This window comes from Rhizobium sp. CC1099, assembly GCF_029714385.1.
In the GTDB taxonomy this organism is placed as follows: domain Bacteria; phylum Pseudomonadota; class Alphaproteobacteria; order Rhizobiales; family Rhizobiaceae; genus Rhizobium.
On record NZ_CP121642.1, the window covers coordinates 1,841,004 to 1,858,938 of the forward strand.

The 17,935-nt window shown below is 61.6% G+C and carries 13 protein-coding genes and 1 pseudogene; 8 read left to right on the plus strand and 6 right to left on the minus strand.

Going from position 1 to position 17,935, the window contains the following annotated elements; genetic code table 11:
* Positions 1-40 precede the first annotated feature (40 nt).
* Both QA644_RS30045 and QA644_RS30050 read right to left on the minus strand, forming a co-directional pair.
* Positions 41-1,000, minus strand: coding sequence for a DUF2950 domain-containing protein (locus QA644_RS30045; RefSeq protein WP_283072809.1), 960 nt, complete (start codon positions 998-1,000; stop codon positions 41-43).
* A 19-nt stretch (positions 1,001-1,019) separates the two neighbouring features.
* On the minus strand, positions 1,020-2,378 hold the full coding sequence (locus QA644_RS30050) for a DUF3300 domain-containing protein (protein WP_283072811.1): 1,359 nt from the start codon (positions 2,376-2,378) through the stop codon (positions 1,020-1,022).
* A gap of 390 nt (positions 2,379-2,768) precedes the next feature.
* On the opposite strand from QA644_RS30050, the pseudogene QA644_RS30055 reads away from it, so the two are divergent.
* From QA644_RS30055 to QA644_RS30070, 4 genes and pseudogenes are all read left to right on the plus strand, one after another.
* Positions 2,769-5,509, plus strand: a pseudogene (locus tag QA644_RS30055) (glucosidase).
* Positions 5,510-5,582: 73 nt separating this feature from the next.
* Complete coding sequence (locus QA644_RS30060) at positions 5,583-6,443, plus strand: SDR family oxidoreductase (protein ID WP_283072812.1); 861 nt, start codon at positions 5,583-5,585, stop codon at positions 6,441-6,443.
* Positions 6,444-6,667: 224 nt separating this feature from the next.
* A complete protein-coding gene (locus QA644_RS30065; RefSeq protein WP_283072813.1) occupies positions 6,668-7,084 on the plus strand; it encodes a potassium channel family protein in 417 nt (138 codons plus the stop codon).
* 114 nt (positions 7,085-7,198) lie between these two features.
* Positions 7,199-8,284 (plus strand): AI-2E family transporter, encoded by a 1,086-nt coding sequence (locus QA644_RS30070; protein ID WP_283072814.1) that lies wholly within the window; start codon positions 7,199-7,201, stop codon positions 8,282-8,284.
* A gap of 41 nt (positions 8,285-8,325) precedes the next feature.
* Here QA644_RS30070 and QA644_RS30075 read toward each other — a convergent pair whose 3' ends face one another.
* The 4 genes from QA644_RS30075 to QA644_RS30090 form a co-directional block, all read right to left on the minus strand.
* Positions 8,326-8,613 carry a hypothetical protein gene (locus tag QA644_RS30075; protein WP_283072815.1) on the minus strand — a complete coding sequence of 96 codons (288 nt, stop codon included), beginning with the start codon at positions 8,611-8,613 and terminating at the stop codon, positions 8,326-8,328.
* Positions 8,610-9,638, minus strand: coding sequence for a DUF2955 domain-containing protein (locus QA644_RS30080; RefSeq protein ID WP_283072816.1), 1,029 nt, complete (start codon positions 9,636-9,638; stop codon positions 8,610-8,612). Before QA644_RS30080 ends, QA644_RS30075 begins: the two co-directional genes overlap by 4 nt.
* Positions 9,628-10,746 carry an HlyD family secretion protein gene (locus QA644_RS30085; protein ID WP_283072817.1) on the minus strand — a complete coding sequence of 373 codons (1,119 nt, stop codon included), beginning with the start codon at positions 10,744-10,746 and terminating at the stop codon, positions 9,628-9,630. The genes QA644_RS30080 and QA644_RS30085 overlap by 11 nt, the downstream gene beginning before the upstream one ends.
* A gap of 89 nt (positions 10,747-10,835) precedes the next feature.
* The gene (locus tag QA644_RS30090; RefSeq protein WP_194730734.1) at positions 10,836-11,117 is read right to left on the minus strand and encodes a hypothetical protein; all 282 of its coding nucleotides are present in this window, start codon (positions 11,115-11,117) and stop codon (positions 10,836-10,838) included.
* 466 nt (positions 11,118-11,583) lie between these two features.
* Between QA644_RS30090 and QA644_RS30095 the strand changes: the two genes are divergently transcribed.
* The 4 genes from QA644_RS30095 (at position 11,584) to QA644_RS30110 (ending at position 17,628) form a co-directional block, all read left to right on the plus strand.
* Positions 11,584-12,810 carry an alpha/beta hydrolase gene (locus QA644_RS30095; RefSeq protein WP_283074056.1) on the plus strand — a complete coding sequence of 409 codons (1,227 nt, stop codon included), beginning with the start codon at positions 11,584-11,586 and terminating at the stop codon, positions 12,808-12,810.
* Between the two features lie 51 nt (positions 12,811-12,861).
* On the plus strand, positions 12,862-15,033 hold the full coding sequence (locus tag QA644_RS30100) for a mechanosensitive ion channel family protein (protein ID WP_283072818.1): 2,172 nt from the start codon (positions 12,862-12,864) through the stop codon (positions 15,031-15,033).
* A gap of 64 nt (positions 15,034-15,097) precedes the next feature.
* Positions 15,098-15,745 carry a MarC family protein gene (locus tag QA644_RS30105; RefSeq protein ID WP_283072819.1) on the plus strand — a complete coding sequence of 216 codons (648 nt, stop codon included), beginning with the start codon at positions 15,098-15,100 and terminating at the stop codon, positions 15,743-15,745.
* 56 nt (positions 15,746-15,801) lie between these two features.
* A complete protein-coding gene (locus QA644_RS30110) occupies positions 15,802-17,628 on the plus strand; it encodes an adenylate cyclase (protein WP_283072821.1) in 1,827 nt (608 codons plus the stop codon).
* Positions 17,629-17,935 lie beyond the last annotated feature (307 nt).

Here is a 17,935-nt window from a genome sequence, read left to right on the forward strand (position 1 = left end):
TCGACCGCCAACGAGGCGGCAATCACGGTAGCCGCCGCGTTCAGTCTGCAGTCACCTCCCAGTTGTCATCCGGATTGAAGGTCTTGATGCCGGCCGCCGTTTTTTCGGTTTGCCGACCGAGATCGGCCTGGTAGACCGTGCCGTTCGCGTTCACCAGGAATGTATGCACACCGGTTTCGCCGTAGCGGATCGGCCAGGCGATGAGCGCGAATCCTGCGATCATGTTGCCGTTGATGATATAATCGAACTTGCCACCAGCGATGTTCGGCCCCTGACTGTCGATGATCCTGTAACGATAGCCGTAGTAGCCCTCGCCGGCCTTCGCCTTGTCCAGGGCCGCGTTGTCTTCGAGGGCGTTGCCCGCCGGGCTGTCACCCTCGCCAAGATCGGGCGACCAGTAGAGGCCATCCGTTCTACCGTCGCTGCTGATCAGTTTCTGGGCATACTCCAGCACGCCGTCCCCGTCGCGGTCTGCGGAAGAATATTCCTCTTGGGCGCCGACATAGGCGCGCATCGTGACGATGGTCTGCAGTTCGTTTTCGCCGACGCGACGATTGATGATCTCCTCGAAGCCGGCGTAGGTGTCGAAGCTCCATTTGCCGTCGTCGCCCTTCACGATCGGGAACGGCAGCGGCCATAGCTTGTCGCCGACCTCGATGATCTTGCGGCCATCGACGTCCTTCAGGACGGTCTTCTTCCTGGCGCCCTCCCGGATTTGTGCGTAGGTCTCCATCACCCCTTCGCCCGCCTTCGCTTTCGCTGCATCGATACCCAGCAGCATGGCGAACTTGTCGAAGTCATCTGCCGCCAGGGCAGCCCTGAAGGCGTCGACGGCCTGTTCCGGCGTCTGGAATACGGGCGGATCGCTCTGCGAGGCGAAGCCCGAGATGACGGTCGCGTCGGATGGTTCTGCTGCAGATGTTGGAGCCGGATTGCCGGCGAGGGCCGAAACAGCGGCGAACACCGAACCCAGAAGGATGTTTCTCACTGACTTGGTCATGACTGTCCTCTTCTTCCGGTTACCGACGACGTCCGCCGCCTCGGCGGATTTCTCCACGACCGCCACCACCGCGACTGCCTCCGGCCATGGCCTGTCTGCCGCGGTTGGACTGCATCTGGGAGCGCCTGCCGCTGTCGACCTGACCGAGGGCGGATGGCTTTCTTGGCCGGCTGTCGATGCGGGCCGCAGGCTTGGGCTTTGCGACCGGACGTTTGGCGTTGACTGTGGGCTTGACGTTGGCGGCAGCCCTGTTCGCCCGTGCTTCGGGCCGGCGGTTCTGCGCGGCAGGCGCCGCCTTCCTGCCCGCGGGCGCCGCTGCGATGTTCCCTGCCTTGTTGCGGGCCGCACCTATCCTCTCCGCATCGATCTTGCTCTTGCGGACGTCATTGACACTGACTTTGCCGGCCTCATTGCGGATCGTGCCGGCACGATCGCTCACTCTTGCGCCGACCCTGTTGTTGGCGTTCGCTTCGATATTGGTCCTGAAGGCGCTGCGGTCCATCTTGTCGAACTGGGCGGCGTCAAACCTGATCTTGCTCCTGTCGACGTTTTTCCAGTCGACGTCGTTGATATTCACCTTGCCATTGATGTTGTTGAAGCAATTGTTGCAGTCGATATCGACGTCGCCGTTCCAGCGCCCGCCCCATACGCCCCAACGGTTCCAGTCGATGGCGGCAGCCCAGACCGCCCCCGTCACCACCCCCGCGAAAAAGGTCGCGGTCGGATAGTAGTAGTTCGGATACGGGTCGGAATAGTAGCCGATGGGCGCGGCCACGTAGCCTGGTTCATACAACATCTCCGGAGCGTACTGTGGAACGTAGACCTTTTCCGGACTGGCGGAGACGATCACGACGTTGTCGTTTTCCTGGGTGACCTTGATCTTGTCGTCGGTCTTGATGATGCCGTCGGCGACTGCCTTGTCGCGCAGTTGCTGTATGGCGATCAGAACGTCCTTCTGCTGGTAGGAAAGCGCCTCTCCAAGTGACTGCGTCCAGTCCAGATCTTCGCTCATCATCGTCACGATCTGAGGATAGTTCAGCAAGGACACGATGCTGCCGTCCCAGGTCGTCTTCGGCTTGAGCTTGGGCTGCTTCTTGATGGCTTCGAGAAACCGGGCGGCTTCCACGATCTGCAGCGGATAAAGCGAGGCCGATGTGACGAGCGCGACCAGCTCGTCCGGATAGAGCGCGATCCGCGACACCAGGATTTCCAACTCGTCTTCGCTCAGGGGCGCCGGAGCGTCGTCTTCTGCGGCGACTGGATTGGATGCGGCCGGCTCCTGAGCGGCGGCGGTCAGGAGCGGATGTGGAGAAAAGGGGATTCCTGCGAAAGGCAGAAACAGGCCCGTGGCGAGTAATAATGCGCGAGATCTAGCCATCTCAATCCTCCTTGTGCTCAGACATGATTGCAGGCTGTCGATGACTATGTCTTCGCTCGCGCCACAACCTCCTCCGAGCAGGAAGAAGTGATAGTCATCGGCCAAGCATCGTTGGCTCTAAGTTCTACAGCAAAGACTGCTCCAGGCGTAGTCGCAGGAGTGATCTGGGATGTATGTTACAGTAACACACTTACGGAAGCAGGGTTGAGCGCGCAGACTGGGGCCAACCGCGTGAAGGATCTCTCTTTTTGCGATTTGGGAAGAATAGATGGCGCCGCCATACTTCCTTTCGTTCGGTCAAGCCGCCTGATCACGAAGTCATGGCGATGGAATACCGCCTTTTTTGAACGCGATACGTCACGCCAATATCAGTGACCGCGAGGGCGCGTAATGAATGCCGAAACCCAGCGCCTCAAGGAGGCGCGAGACGGAAAAGCCGAGTGGAAGAAATGGGGTCCCTATCTGGCTGAGCGGCAGTGGGGAACCGTTCGCGAGGACTACAGCGAGGGCGGCCGCGCATGGGACTACTTCACCCATGACCAGGCTCGGTCGCGCGCCTATCGCTGGGGCGAAGACGGTCTGGCGGGCATCAGCGACAGCAAACAGCGGCTGTGCTTCGCGCTGGCTCTGTGGAACGGCCGTGACCCCATCCTGAAGGAGCGGCTGTTCGGCCTCACCAACAGCGAGGGCAATCACGGCGAGGATGTGAAGGAGTACTACTTCTACCTGGATTCGACGCCGACCCACTCGTACATGAAGTATCTCTACAAGTATCCTCAAGCCGCCTACCCCTACGACGACCTGGTGAAGACAAACGGCCGGCGCGGGAAAGACGACCTCGAATACGAACTGATCGACACCGGCGTGTTCGACGCTGATTGCTACTTCGACGTCTTTGTCGAATATGCCAAAGCGGCGCCCGAGGACATCCTCGTCGAGATCACGGTGGCAAATCGCGGCCCGGAAGCGGCCACGCTGCACGTGCTGCCGACGTTATGGTTCAGGAATAGATGGTCTTGGGGCGAAGAGCGCCGAAAACCAATCCTGGAACGGGTGGAGCGAAAGGACGCCTCGAGCGTGATCGCGGCCAAGGTCGAACCTCGACAGGTGGAAGGGGAAGCGGTTGGAGTTCGGCCGCCGGAAGCGGACGCCACACGATATCTATATTGCGATGGCTCGCCAGCGCTGCTGTTCACGGAGAACGAGACAAACAAGGAGCGTCTATTCGGCGTTCCAAGCGCCACCCCGTTCGTCAAGGACGGGATCGACAGCTTCGTCGTGCATGGCCGTACCGACGCCGTGAACCCGCAACAGATCGGAACCAAGGCCGGAGCGCATTACGTCGTCACCGTTGACGCCGGGCAGTCGCAAACGCTGCGGCTGCGGCTCAGCGACGTGCCGCCGCCTGCGAGATCCAAGAATGTCCGAGGAGTGTTCGGTCATTCGTTCGACGACGCCATGCAGGCGCGTCGGCGGGAAGCCGACGAGTTCTACGCCGCGATCACGCCGCCATCGATGACCAAAGACGCGGCCAACGTCATGCGCCAGGCTCTGGCAGGCATGATGTGGGGCAAGCAGTTCTACCTCTACGACGTGAACCGATGGCTGGACGAACATGGCACGGATCCCTTCGATCCGAAGCGGCGGACCGGACAGCGTAACGACGGCTGGCACCATATGTACAATGCCGACATCATCTCCATGCCCGACAAGTGGGAGTTCCCTGGTACGCGGCCTGGGACCTGGCATTCCAGGTGATCGCCCTGACGATGGTCGATCCCGACTTCGGCAAGGATCAGATCGATCTGATGCTGCGCGAAGCCTACATGCATCCGAACGGGCAGATTCCTGCGTACGAGTGGAACTTCGGCGACGTCAACCCGCCCGTCCACGCATGGGCGACCATCTTCACCTACCGTCTGGAGGAGGCAAGGTCAGGCAAAGGCGACGTCGCCTGGCTTCAGAGGTCCTTCCAGAAACTGCTTCTAAACTTCACCTGGTGGGTCAATCGCAAGGACCGGTCGGGTAAGAACGTCTTCGAAGGCGGCTTTCTCGGGCTGGATAATATCGGCGTGTTCGACCGCAGCGCGCCGTTGCCGACGGGCGGCTATCTGGAGCAGGCCGACGGCACCGCCTGGATGGCGCTCTACTGTCAGAACATGATGGAGATCGCGACAGAGCTTGCTCTCAAGGACGCCGGCGGCGAGGAGATGGTGCTCAAGTTCACGCAGCATTTCCTATGGATCGCATCGGCGATGCTCCACGCGGGCGACGAGGTCGGAATGTGGGACGAGGAGGATGGGTTCTTCTACGACGTGCTCCGCCTGCCGGATGGGCAGGCCCAGCGTCTCAAAGTCCGTTCGATGGTCGGACTGCTTCCGCTCTGCGCCGCCACCGTATTCGAGGGCGACATCTACCAACGGTATCCCGAGGTCACCGGGCAGATGGGACATTTCTTTAATGCTCGCCCGGAACTGATCGCCTTTATCCACGACCCCCGGAAACCGGGCTATGCCGAACGCCGGCTCGCCTCGATACTGGACGAGAACAAGCTTCGTCGCGTGCTGTCGACGATGCTCGATCAGAACGAATTCCTCAGCCCCTACGGCATCAGGGCGCTGTCGCGCTATCACGACGAACATCCCTACGTCTTCCAGGTCGGTGATCAGGAACACCGCGTAGCGTATCTCCCAGCGGAATCCGACAGCGGCATGTTCGGCGGCAACTCGAACTGGCGCGGGCCGATCTGGATGCCGATGAACGGCCTGATCATCCGTGCGCTGCTGCAGTACTACAGCTATTATGGCACCGATTTCACCGTCGAATGCCCCACGGGATCCGGACATCAGAAGAATCTCTATCAGGTCGCGGAGGAACTCACTCAGCGCTTGGCGGCAATTTTCCTGCGAGGAGACGACGGCCGGCGACCCGTGTTCGGCGGGGCTGCCAAGTTTCAGGACGATCCCTATTGGCGAGACTGTCTGCAGTTCTACGAATATTTTCACGGCGACAACGGCGCCGGTCTTGGCGCGAACCACCAGACGGGCTGGACCGGCTTCCTCGCTCGGGCGATGCATCTGTTCGCCTCGGGTTCGTCCGAGGAGTGGCTTGAACGTGCCAAAACACCCTAGGCGCGTGTGCCCGCCAGTATCGGTCAAATTCACGCCGGACGGCTAGGCTCCGGCAAAACGAGGAGTGGTCATCATGGAAAGTTACTACGAGAACCGGCAGTTGCCGCAACCGGTGATTCCGACCCTGCCGCCAGTCCACCTCTTGAAGGGGCAGACTGCCCTCGTCACCGGTGCAAATTCCGGGATCGGTCGGGGTATCGCACTCGCTATGGCCAGGGCCGGAGCGAACGTGGTCGTAAACTACGTCACGGCACCAGGGGACGCCACGCGGGTCGTCGAAGAGATCCAACAGGGCGGAGGACGAGCTCTTGCTGTCGCGGCCGACGTCTCCAGCGAGACGCAGGTCGAGGCGATGTTCGCTACCGCCGTCGAGGAATTCGGCACGGTCGACGTGTTCGTCAACAACGCCGGACTTCAGCGGGACGCGCCCTTTCACGAGATGACGAGCGCCCAGTGGGACACCGTCATGAACGTCAACCTCAAGGGAGCGTTTCTATGTTCGCGCGCGGCCATCCGGGAGTTTCTCCGGCGCGGCGTCCGTCCCGAAGTCTCAGTTGCAGCCGGAAAGATCATCTTCATCAGCTCGGTCCACGAAATCATTCCCTGGGCCGGACACGTGAACTATGCGGCGTCGAAGGGCGGATTGATGCTTCTCATGAAAAGTCTGGCGCAAGAGGTCGCCGAGCGACGCATCCGGGTGAACAGCATTGCCCCCGGTGCCATTCGCACGCCGATCAACACAGGCGCGTGGGAAACGTCGGAAGCCTACGCGGAGCTGATGAAGCTCATTCCGTACAAGCGTATCGGCGAATCCGAGGAAATCGGCCGAACGGCGGTGTGGCTCGCCTCGGACTTCACCGACTACATCGTCGGATCGACGATCTATGTCGACGGCGGAATGACGCTCTATCCCGGTTTCGAAACCGGCGGGTAGACACGTTAGATGCTACCGTCCGAGGGGATGGTTCCGCCCGGAGGCCGGGTGTTCTCAATAGCTGTATCGGGCCAAGATGCAGCGGGACCAGCGAGTGACCGGGAAAGGCTTGGAGAGAGCCTTGATTTCGTTGTGACGAGCGTTGCACATGCAGATCGCCTGCTTTGTGATCGGCTCGCAAGGGGTGTGCGGCAATGTTAGTACAAATTCTCATGGCGACTGTCATGGTGCTCGCCACGATCATCATTCACGGCGGAGCAGTCATGCTGCTATTTCGTATGGGACGGAGGGCCATTACCCATACGGACAAACTGCCGGCATACGTCCGCTTGACCATCAGTTCGTTTTTTGTCGTCGGTTTCGTCATGGCTCATATGATCGAGATCATGCTGTGGGCGACGGCTTACCGGTTGGCAGGCGAATTGCAGGATTTCGAGCAAGCCACCTATTTCTCTGCGATTACCTACGCAACGATCGGCTATGGCGATATCACGTTGTCAAGGGAATGGCGCCTTGCCAGCGCTATCGAGGGCGTAAACGGGATCCTGCTGTTTGGATGGACGACGGCGTTTCTGTTCAAGGTCTCAGAATTGCTGTGGTTCTCCAAGAGCGCGCAACATCAAGACACCGCTCAACCTTGACGCACATTGCCCCCGATACATGGCTCCGTATGCAAAGGCAAACTGATATAACTATGCGCGGCTGTCCATATTCGAGAAGGCTTCGACTTTTGAACCAGATTGATGGAGGCAGTCATGCAAGAAACGCGCAGTGATAGCGGTCAGCGCCAGCGCATCATCGAGACAGCTCTGGCATTGTTGCTTGTGTCAGTTTTGATAGCCGCGACTTTCTGGGTGTTGCTTCCTTTTGTCGGCGTCCTGACCTATGCGGTGATCCTTGCGACAGCCACAGCAGGGCTGTTCGATCGAATGGTTGCCCTGCTGAACGGCAGGCGTCGCCTGGCGGCGGTGATGTTCGGCGCAGTCGCCGCGACCATCACCATCCTGCCGTTGATCTATCTCTGTTCCTCCGTTGCCGACCATCTGGGTGTCGCCGAAGCGTGGTTGAGCGCGGCCAGCAGTCACGGAATTCCCAACCTGCCCGAATGGATTGCCGGCCTGCCGCTGCTCGGAAAGAAGGTGGCGGCGGCATGGCAGGAATTGCAGAGGGATGGTCTGGTCTTGCTGCAACGGTACCAGTCCCAGCTCGCCGCGGCGGGACGCTGGCTCCTCAATCTGGGCGCGGGTCTCCTGGTCGCTGTCCTCGAAATTTTCCTGGGCGTCATAGTGGCCGCCATGTTTCATGCCTCGCGCATCCCGTTGCTGCGCTACGTTTCCGCCATTATCGAACACATAGTCGGCCCGAAAGGAACCGAACTACTAGGTGCCGCCGGGAAGGCCATAAGGGGCGTTGCTATCGGCGTGATTGGCACGGCGCTGATCGAGGGGGTACTGGCCTGGATCGGCTTCACAATCGCCGGCGTTCCGGGTGCAATTGCCTTGGCCGCAGTAACGTTCTTCCTGGCCGTTATTCAACTGGGACCGCTTCTGGTTTGGCTTCCGGTGGCGATCTGGCTGGCCTCCGAAGGGCAGACGGGCTGGGCGATCTTCATCGCCGTCTGGGGCGTTGTTGCGCTGATTGGAACAGACAATATCGTCAAGCCTATGCTGATCGCACGCAGTGGCCAGTTACCGCTGCTGGTGCTGTTCATCGGCGTGATCGGCGGGTTGGCGGCCTGGGGTTTCACAGGCATGTTTATCGGCGCAACGACGCTCGCCATCCTTTGGACCGTGCTGCATGCTTGGCTAGGCACGCGTGAAGATGGGATCGCAGACGCGTGAATCTAACTTCCAACGCTTGCTTGTCGAAACGGAACCGGGCGTCAGGGCTGCAAATCGTAACACTGCGCCCTGCGGCTGCCGGTCTGGCAGGTCGGCGAGAAATGGAGCCGATAATGCCCCTGCCTCATGCACTCGGTGAACTCTTTCGGATCCGGCGGATCCTTCCAAAGGTGCGTGAGCTCGCAGTGCTTGCGGATGTCGACGAAGTTCTCGGTTCTCTCGACGGCGCCTACGGAAGCCGCCGAAGAGATTGCGGCCACGAACATCGCGCAGCTCAAGGCCGCCGATTTCGTCACGATGAACGTACTCCTGCGCGACGCCCGCGTCATGCCGCAATCCCCTTCGAGTTGCTGGTGCGCGGCCAAAGGATCGCGGAGAACAGCAAGGCGTAGATCAAAGCTGCCGCGACATAGACGATGCGGGTGGCGAAGGATTCTGCGGCGCTCCCCGGAAGGGGCGAGACCCCCAGACCGAAGAGGATCAGGAAGGTCGTCAAAGCGCCTGCGAATACCGCGGCGTCCTTCGACCGTCCAGCAGCGCGTCCTCCCAGCAAAAGGGCGACGATGAGAACGATAAGAAAAATCGAAAGCAGGCTTGGCCGCAACGTCAGCGCCGCGTAGGCGACTGATGCGAGGACTCCCCCGAAGAGATTGACGAGCACGAGTCCGACCGCCGCCCGGCTGCTTGCCGCTACGTCGAGCTGCCCGAGCAGGGACGCCACCGTTATGGGAATGACTGCCGCGGCGGTTAGGTTGTCGCTCGTCAGGCAGATTACGACGGAGGTCAGAAGTATCCCCGTATTCGCCAGCGCCCGAAGCAGAGCTGGTGGCCGTTCACCGGACGAGACGGCCTCGAAGGTCTGCCCAAGGGGTTCAGGGAAGATCGCATATGCCAGCCACATCAGGAGCGTTCCTGACAACACCCCTGTGACCAGGATGGACAGGATGGAATTGGCGAGGTCCTTATTAAGGATGCCAAGCAGGGGGACGATGATCGCAACGACGAGCACGAGAAAGACGGCCGGCCCGCCCTTCCCCGCCGACTGCGCGACGAAGCAGGCAAAATAGGTCAGTCCCAGCAGGAGAAGGAAAGGAGCCGGCCGTTCGCCGAGGAGGCTGGTCAGCATCATCATCGCGATCCCAGTAATGAGGATCACCATCGCAGCGCCGACCGTTTTTCCAAACGGCATCGGTCGCGAGCTGCCGAGCAGGAACTGTGCTGCAAAGAGCGGACCGAGGAACGGCACGATAGCCCCCGCATACACTGCGACCGTAAAACCGATCGAGACCGCGAACGCGACGCGCAGGCCCTTGCGCTTCTGCTCCTCGATCGCGGTAGTCCCGTCAGTTGACATAGGTCAGAACCGACATGATGCGGATCCAGAGCGATCCCCACGCATTGGTGACCGGGTTGTCACCGGTGTAGATCACGACGGTCGCCTGCGAGCCGTAGCGCACCCCGCCCTTGGGCCGGGCGTCCTCCTCGATGTTGAGGCGGACTGGAAACCGCTGCGCTTCCTGCACCCATCCGCTGTCGTTCCTGATTGTCGGCAGTCCGGTGTTGGGATCCGTGGTTCCCTGCGAGACACCAAACCCGACGCTTTCGACCTCGGCTGGAAACAGTTTTCCGGGAAGTGCGTCGAAGAGGATCTCCGCCCTGTTGCCGGCAGCCACCTTCTCGAGGCTGTTCTCCTTGAACGCCGCGTTGATCCAGATGGTGCCGACATCGATGAAGGTCATGGCCGGCTGGCCGGCCGAGACGACCTTGCCAATGGTGAGCTGAAGGTTGGTGACAACGCCCGCCGAAGGCGCTCGCACGGTCGTCCGCACGAGGTCGAGCCTGGCCTTTCCCAGTCCGGCAAGGGCTGCGCGGAGCTGGGGGTTGTCGTTTCCGGCTGGGCCGAGCTCTTCTCTCGCCTTGGCAAGGTCGGCCTGCGCCCCCGAAACGGAAGCCTCCGCCTGGTCATAGGCGGACTTGGTCGCATCGAACCTGGCCTTGGAAAAGACGCCGCGCTTCACGAGCTCGGACGCCCGCGCGAACTGGTCGCGGAGATTGTCCCGGTCAGCCTCGATCTGAACGAGCTTGGCTTGGGCGGCGTCGACTGTCGCAGTCGACGCCCCGATCGACTGGCCGACGCTTGCGAGCGCCGCCTCGGCCTCGGCGACCGCAAGCTCGTAGCGCTCGGGATCGATACGGAAGAGAACCTGGTTGGCGTCCACCCGCGAATTGTCGGCGACGCCCACTTCCACGACCCGGCCCGTGACTTCGGGCGCGATGCCGACGACATAGGCTTGAACCTGAGCTTGTGAGGTCGACGGCGTCCGCCGCTCCATGAAGATGGAGAGGACGAACAGGACCAGCGCCAGAAGGACGACAACGAGCGCGATCCTGCGCAATGGGTTCTGGGGCGCAGGAGAACTCGCAGGCTCGTGTGAAGGCTCGTGTAAGGTCTCGGACAGCACGGTATTCATCCTTCGAATGCGAGAGTTGTATGGGTATCTGAAGGTCTTGGTCTGCAACGACGTCGGCGGCCTCGGGCTCGTCGCCCTGTTCACCGGGAAGGGCGCGCGGATGGCGGACGAAGTGGGAGCACCGTCGCGTTGTCGAGCGCGTCTTCGATCTCCTTCCCAAGTCCGGCAACCAACTCTTGGTATTCCGCACTACGCTCATCGCGGTTCGGATCTTCCGACACGCGCCATTTGGCCAGTTCCATCTGGGCTTCCGCAAAATCCCGGCAGATCTCGCAGAACACGTCGTCCCGTGATGCAAGTTCTTCGATCGCCTTGGCTCTGATCGGAAACTGCAGCCTGACAGCCGCCACGCCCTCATCCATCGTCGACTCCATTTCACGACACTTGAGACCGTGCCGATCGAACGTGCTTCAAGGCCTCATGTTCGTGGATGAACCGGGGTTCGTGGAGTATGTTACTGTATCATACACGCCGACGACGGCGCCGCCCGATCTTGATGCGGGCCGATTTCTCGCCGAACAGGCCTCGGCGGGCCGACGGCGGCTCTGCTTGCCGTCAGGGTCAAAGATCAAAGGGAGGCGCACACTTGCGACTGAGGAAACGTCCCGCGGCCGGTGTAACATACCCGATGCTACGGGTAAGCCCTCTCGTGTTCGCATAGCTTTTTTTCGGGCCGGGGGTTGTCCGCTTCTGGATGAAGCGGCGATCTCGGTCATGGCGCAACGGCCGCGGGGAACAGTGGTGAGCAGAGCGAACAAAGTTTTCGACCGCACTCGCGCGAGACTTGCTCGCGGTTTGAACACGATTCTTGTAATCGCCGCGCTGGCGATGGCGGGAGGGTGCGGCGGCCACCCGAAGAACGTGCTCATCCCCGTTGCCGACAGCGCGCCGAAATCGACCAAGATCGACATGCTGGTTACGACCACACGCAGTCGTTCCACAATTCGGGGTGAGATGTTCACGGGCGAGCGCGCCCTTGCCCCTGCGTTCGCGGACATCACCGTATCCATCCCGCCTGCGAGCGTCCGAAAGGTCGGGGAAGTTGCATGGCCCAAGAGGCTTCCATCCAATCCGGCGACCGATTTCGCGACCTTGAAGGCCGAGGAGATCACACGCGATGACGCCAAGAAATGGCTGAGTGCATCGGTCAGGAAGAGCCGCGACGGCAGCGTCCTGGTGTTCATCCACGGCTTCAACAACCGTTTCGAAGATTCCGTCTACCGCTTCGCCCAGATCGTCCAGGATTCCGGCGTCCATAGCGCGCCGGTGCTGGTGACATGGCCGTCGCGCGGCAGTCTGCTGGCCTATGGTTACGACCGCGAGAGCACCAACTACACGCGCAACGCACTGGAGACGCTCTTCCAGTACCTCGCGAAGGATCCGGAAGTGAAGGAAGTCTCCATCCTCGCACATTCCATGGGGAACTGGCTGGCGCTGGAGTCGCTGCGGCAGATGGCGATCCGCAACGGCCGGCTCCCCGCCAAGTTCGAAAACGTGATGCTGGCCTCGCCCGACGTGGACGTCGATGTCTTCCGCCAGCAGATCGCCGACATGGGCAAGCAGCATCCGAAGTTCACATTGTTCGTCTCGCGCGACGACCGTGCGCTTGCGGTCTCCCGCAGGGTGTGGGGCGACGTCGCCAGGCTCGGCGCCATCGACCCCGAGCAGTCCCCTTTCAAGAAGGAGCTGGCCGACAGCCAGATCACGGTGATCGACCTCACCAAGGTCAAGGCGGGGGACCGCCTCAACCATGGCAAGTTCGCGGAATCTCCCGAGGTCGTTCAGCTTATCGGAGCGCGCATCTCCGACGGGCAGACGCTGACCGACAGCAAGGTTGGTCTCGGAGACAAGATCCTTGCAGCAACGACGAGCACCGCCGCCGCGGCAGGCAGCGCGGCGGGGCTGATACTGGCCGCCCCGGTCGCAGTCGTCGATGCGGACACAAGAGACAACTACGCAAGCCAGGTGAGCGGCCTCACGGGTCCGACAGGAACCAAGCGAAAGCCGGCAGCCTGCACGGTCGGCTTGCGCTCACAGGAGGCGTGCGCGCGCTAGATGCAGATGTCGGCGTCACGTGCATCTTCTTCATTCAGATCAGGATCTACAATGGACGTACTTTTGAAATTCGCGTCGCTTCGAACGCTTCTCTCTGCGGCGGCGCTCACGGTTGCTCTTGTGACGGGTGTTTCCCCTGCCGCGGCACAGACCGAGGCGACCGCACAGCCACGGCCCGAAAGCGTTCAGCGGTTCATTGGAATGTTCTCCGATCCGGACGTTCAGACCTTCCTGCAGCAGCAGGCTGCAGCGGCCAAGGCCGCAGCCGAGCCTGCCGCGGAGAGCGCGGGGACCGGCGTTTCATTCTCCGAGTTCTCAACACGTTTTCGCGCTCACGCTGCCAGTCTTCTAGGTGCCGTGCAAACCTTTCCTTCTGAGACCATGCGCGGGGCGACCGTTCTCGAACGCGAGGTTCAGGCGAGTGGCGGCACCCGGCCCATCTTTCTGGTAGCGGCCTTCGTTGCCGTGGGGCTGGCCGCACAATGGCTTTTCTGGTGGATCAGCGCCGGATGGCATCAATGGATGGCGCGCGCACCCTTTGCCACCGTTTCGGAGAGAGTAGTCGCGGTAAGCGCAAGATTGCTGTGGGCCGTGTGCTACGTTCTCTCGTTCGGCCTCGGCAGTATCGGCTTCTTCCTTCTTTTCGAGTGGCCCCCGCTCGTCCGGGAGATCGTCGTCGGTTACCTGTTTGCCGTCGTGGTCTTCCGCATCGCGAGCGTCCTCTTCGACGTGCTTCTGGCTCCTCGCGTCGCGACAGACCTCTCACCGGAGCGATATCGGGTCGTGCCAGTTACGGACGAGGCCGCCGCTCACTGGGCAAAACGCCTGGGCTATCTCGTGGGGTGGTATGCCTTTGGCTGGGTGACGATACGGCTGCTTGGAACACTCGGCTTCTCTGTTCCTGCGCGGCAACTCGTTGCCTATTCGCTTGGCCTGGTGCTACTCGTTATCGGCATCGAAGCTGTCTGGCGACGCCCTTCCGGGCTCTCCCAAATGGCACCGCCCAGTCGGCTCGGTCTGCGCGCGAGGAACTGGCTCTGGACCGCCTACTTCATCGGAGTCTGGCTCCTGTGGGTGGTCGGGGCGATGAAGCTATTCTGGATTGCCCTGGTCTGCGCTGGCCTGCCTGGTGCGATCGCGCTCACTAAGGCGGCCGTCAACAACCTCCTGCGGTCCTCTGCCGTTGAAGAGGATGGCGACAAGAGAAGCACGGTCGTCTCGGTGATCATCGAGCGCGGCATCCGGGCGGGCTTGATCGTCGGCGCGATCGTTCTCCTCGCGGACGTTCTGGAGATCGAGCTTACGCGAATGACAATGCAAGATTCTCCTGCATTGCGCCTCGTACGTGGAATATTGAGCGCCGGCATTATCCTCCTGGTCGTCGACCTCGCCTGGAACGTCGTGAAGGTGCTCATCGATCGCAAGCTCGGAGACACGCAAACGGTCCTCGAAGTCGGCAGCGAGCAGGAACGTCGCCGCACGCGCATGAGGACCTTGCTGCCCATCCTGCGTAACTTCCTGATGATTCTATTCGTCGCGATCGCCATCATGATGGCGTTGTCGTCGCTCGGGGTAGAGATCGGACCACTGATCGCCGGAGCCGGCGTCGTTGGCGTCGCGATCGGCTTCGGCGCGCAGACGGTGGTGAAGGACATCATCAGCGGCATGTTCTACCTGCTCGACGACGCCTTCCGGATCGGAGAATATATACAGAGCGGCAGCTACAAGGGCACCGTCGAGTCCTTCAGCTTACGGTCGGTCAAGCTCAGACATCATCGTGGTGCAGTCTACATCGTCCCCTTCAGCGAACTCGGGGCCATCCAGAACATGAGCCGCGACTGGGTAATCGAGAAGATGACGATTACCGTGACCTACGACGCCGACATTGAGAAGGCCCGCAAGATCATCAAGAAGATCGGGCTGGAGCTATTCGAAGATCCCGAGTTCAAGGCGACCACAATCGAGCCGCTGAAGATGCAGGGCATCGACAGCCTCGGGGACTCCGGCCTTCTTCTGCGAATGAAGGTCATGACGCTCCCCGGAGAGCAGTTCACGCTGAAGCGCCGCGCTCTGCGGATGATCCATCAGGCATTCAACGAGAACGGGATCAAGATCGCGGTGCCGACCGTGCAGGTCTCGGGCGGAAAGGACGACGACATTGCCGCGGCGGCGCAGCAGACGCTTGCGAAACACACCGCTGCAAACGCCGCTGGAACGGCCTGAGCGAGCGGCCACAGCAGGCGCCTTGAACAGAATTCGATCCTTCGGGTATTGAAAGGAGACTTCCATGGATTTCACAGTTATCGACGCTCCGCTTGTCGGAAAGCTTCTGCTCCTGCTCCTGATCGGCATGGGGCCGAAGATCGCGCTGGTTCCCTTCCTCGAAAAGACCCACGCGTTCGACGCAGAAACCAAGGTGCGCATCGCTCGCCAGATGGTTCTGATCGCATTGGTCACGGCTCTCATTCTGTTCGCGACCGGCGCGCTGCTGATGCGCCTTCTCCACATCACAGGTGGCGCCGTGGCCGTGGCCGGCGGGATCATCCTCGCGCTTATCGCGATCAAGATGGCATCCGGACCGACGGAAAAGCCGCATGACGAAATTGAGGTGCCGGTCGATCCGGAGAAGCTCGCCGTGTTTCCGCTTGCCGTCCCCTACCTGCTCAACCCGGTCGGCATCACGGTCATCATCCTCGCCTCGGGCGAAGTGGTCTCGATCGCCAGCGCGGCACTGGTTGTCGTATTGATCCTGGTCGTCGCTGCCTTAGACTATCTGGTGTTCACCAACATCGACAAGCTCGCCAAGCGGATGAAACCGGCCAGCATGGTGGTCTCGGAGGTCGTCTTCGGCATCCTGCTGACGGCGGTAGCGATCCAGTTGATAGTGAGCGGCCTTGGCAATCTCGGAATAATCGCTCCACCAGCCGCGCATTGACGGCCGTGGACGAAGACACGTTCCGGGTGTAGGTTCTCTTTCCGCGCATGCGTGGCATGGCAGCCACGCCGACAGCGTCGACGGAGGGGACCGTGACAGCAGCGACGACGAACGAACTGCCTTGTGTCGACGAAATCCGGACGCAGCTCGAACGCATCGTGTCGAGCCCGGAGTTTCCAGGGGTCGGACGCGCTGCGGCATTCCTGCGATATGTGGTCGAGGAGACGCTTGCCGGGAGGGGCGGCCGCATCAAAGGCTATTCGATCGCCATCGAAGTGTTCGGCCGCGACGAGACGTTCACTCAGGACGACCCCGTCGTCCGCATCGAAGCCGGGCGTCTGCGCAGATCGCTCGAGCGCTACTACCTGGTCGGCGGCAGGAACGATCCCGTCAGGATCGACGTGCCCAAGGGCGGATACGTGCCGTCGTTTTCGTGGAATACCGTACCTGCGGAGCACATCGAGACCGTGCCCGCTCCCACTTCGCCTCCTCGTTCGAGCGAGCCGTGGTGGCGGGCCAGGCGCGCCGTGCTTGCATGCGTTGGCGCGGCACTGGCCGCCTCCGGTTACTTGGCCGCCGGCAGCCTGGCCACGTATCCCCCACCACGGAGCTCTGGCGAAACATTTCCCGATCGGCCGACGCTTGTCGTCGCGCCATTCGCCAATCTCGGCGACGGATCCGAGGCACAGCTCTACACCATCGGACTCACCGAAGAGCTGCTGACGGCGCTTCCTCGTTTCAAGGAGATCAAGGTCTTCGGCCGCGAGACGTCGAAGTCGCTTCCCTCGGACGTCGACGCCTCGCGGGTCCGGGACGAACTCGGCGCACGATATCTTCTGGCCGGCGGCGTCCGGGCGTCGGGTGACCGCCTCCGGGTCACGGCGCGCCTTCTCGACACGTCGGACAACGAGATCGTCTGGTCGCAGGACTACGACAACGATTTGGGATCGGGCGACCTCTTCGCCATCCAGACGGACGTCGCACGCAGGGTCGCGACGACGATCGCGCAGCCCTACGGAGTGATGGCGCAGGTCGATGCGGCCAATCCGCCGCCTGACGATCCAGGCACCTACGAATGCACCCTACGCTTCTATGCGTACCGGTCGGAACTGAGCACCGAGGCACATGCGGACGTCCGGGACTGCCTCGAAACCGCCGTCGCGCGCTACCCGACCTATGCGACCTCGTGGGCGATGCTGTCGATCATCTACCTTGACGAGGGCCGCTTCAAATTCAACTCCGAGCGCGGGTCGGAGGCGCCGATGCAGCGCGCGCTTAGAGCGGCCAGGCGCGCGACACAGCTCGATGCGAGCAACACGCGTGCTCTTCAAGCGCTGATGATGGCGCTTTTCTTCAACAGAGAGCTGGCGGATGCAATGCGGGTCGGCGAACAGGCGCTTGCCACGAACCCCAACGACACCGAGCTCATGGGCGAGTTCGGCACGCGACTGGCGATGGGTGGTCAGTGGGAGCGGGGAGCCGCACTACTTGACCGGGCGATCGCCCTCAATCCGGGCGGGGGCGGCTACTATCACGGCACGCGCGCTCTCGCCGCCTACATGCTTCGCGACTACCCAACCGCGGTCAGCGAGATCGAGCGGGCCGACCTGCAGAAGTTCCCGCTTTATCATGCAGTCGCCGCGGTCATCTATGCCGAGGTCGGCATGATGGACGACGCCCGGCGCGAGGGCGAGGCGTTCGTCCGGATGCGACCGGACTTCCTGCCGAACGTCGTGGCGGAACTCGAGATGCGTAATCTCCAGCCGGACGACACCGCCCGTCTTGTCGCCGGATTGCGCAAGGCGGGCATGCCGGTCCCGCAAGATGTCGCGGACACGGGTGCAGGGATTGGTGGCGCAACCTCGGATCTGCAGCCTCGCTGACCCGCCGGGCGAACGTCCGGCATACCAGTAACATACCCGATGCGACACGCACGTGCCCGCCTCATCCGAAAATCTCCTCTCTCGTGCCGCTGCTTTGTGCTTTGCGATGGGACAAAGGACGATCCGATGATTAATTCCGCCCACAAAGCAGTGCGCCTGACGGTGTCGGCGGCATTCGTGCTTTCCGCCGTGGCGAGTTCGACCTCCCGCGAGGGCCGGCGAAAAGGAGGCAAAGGATCTCGCGAAGGCGATGTTCGACTATCTCGACGCCCAAAGGCCATATCATTCAGATTGATCATCCGGTAAA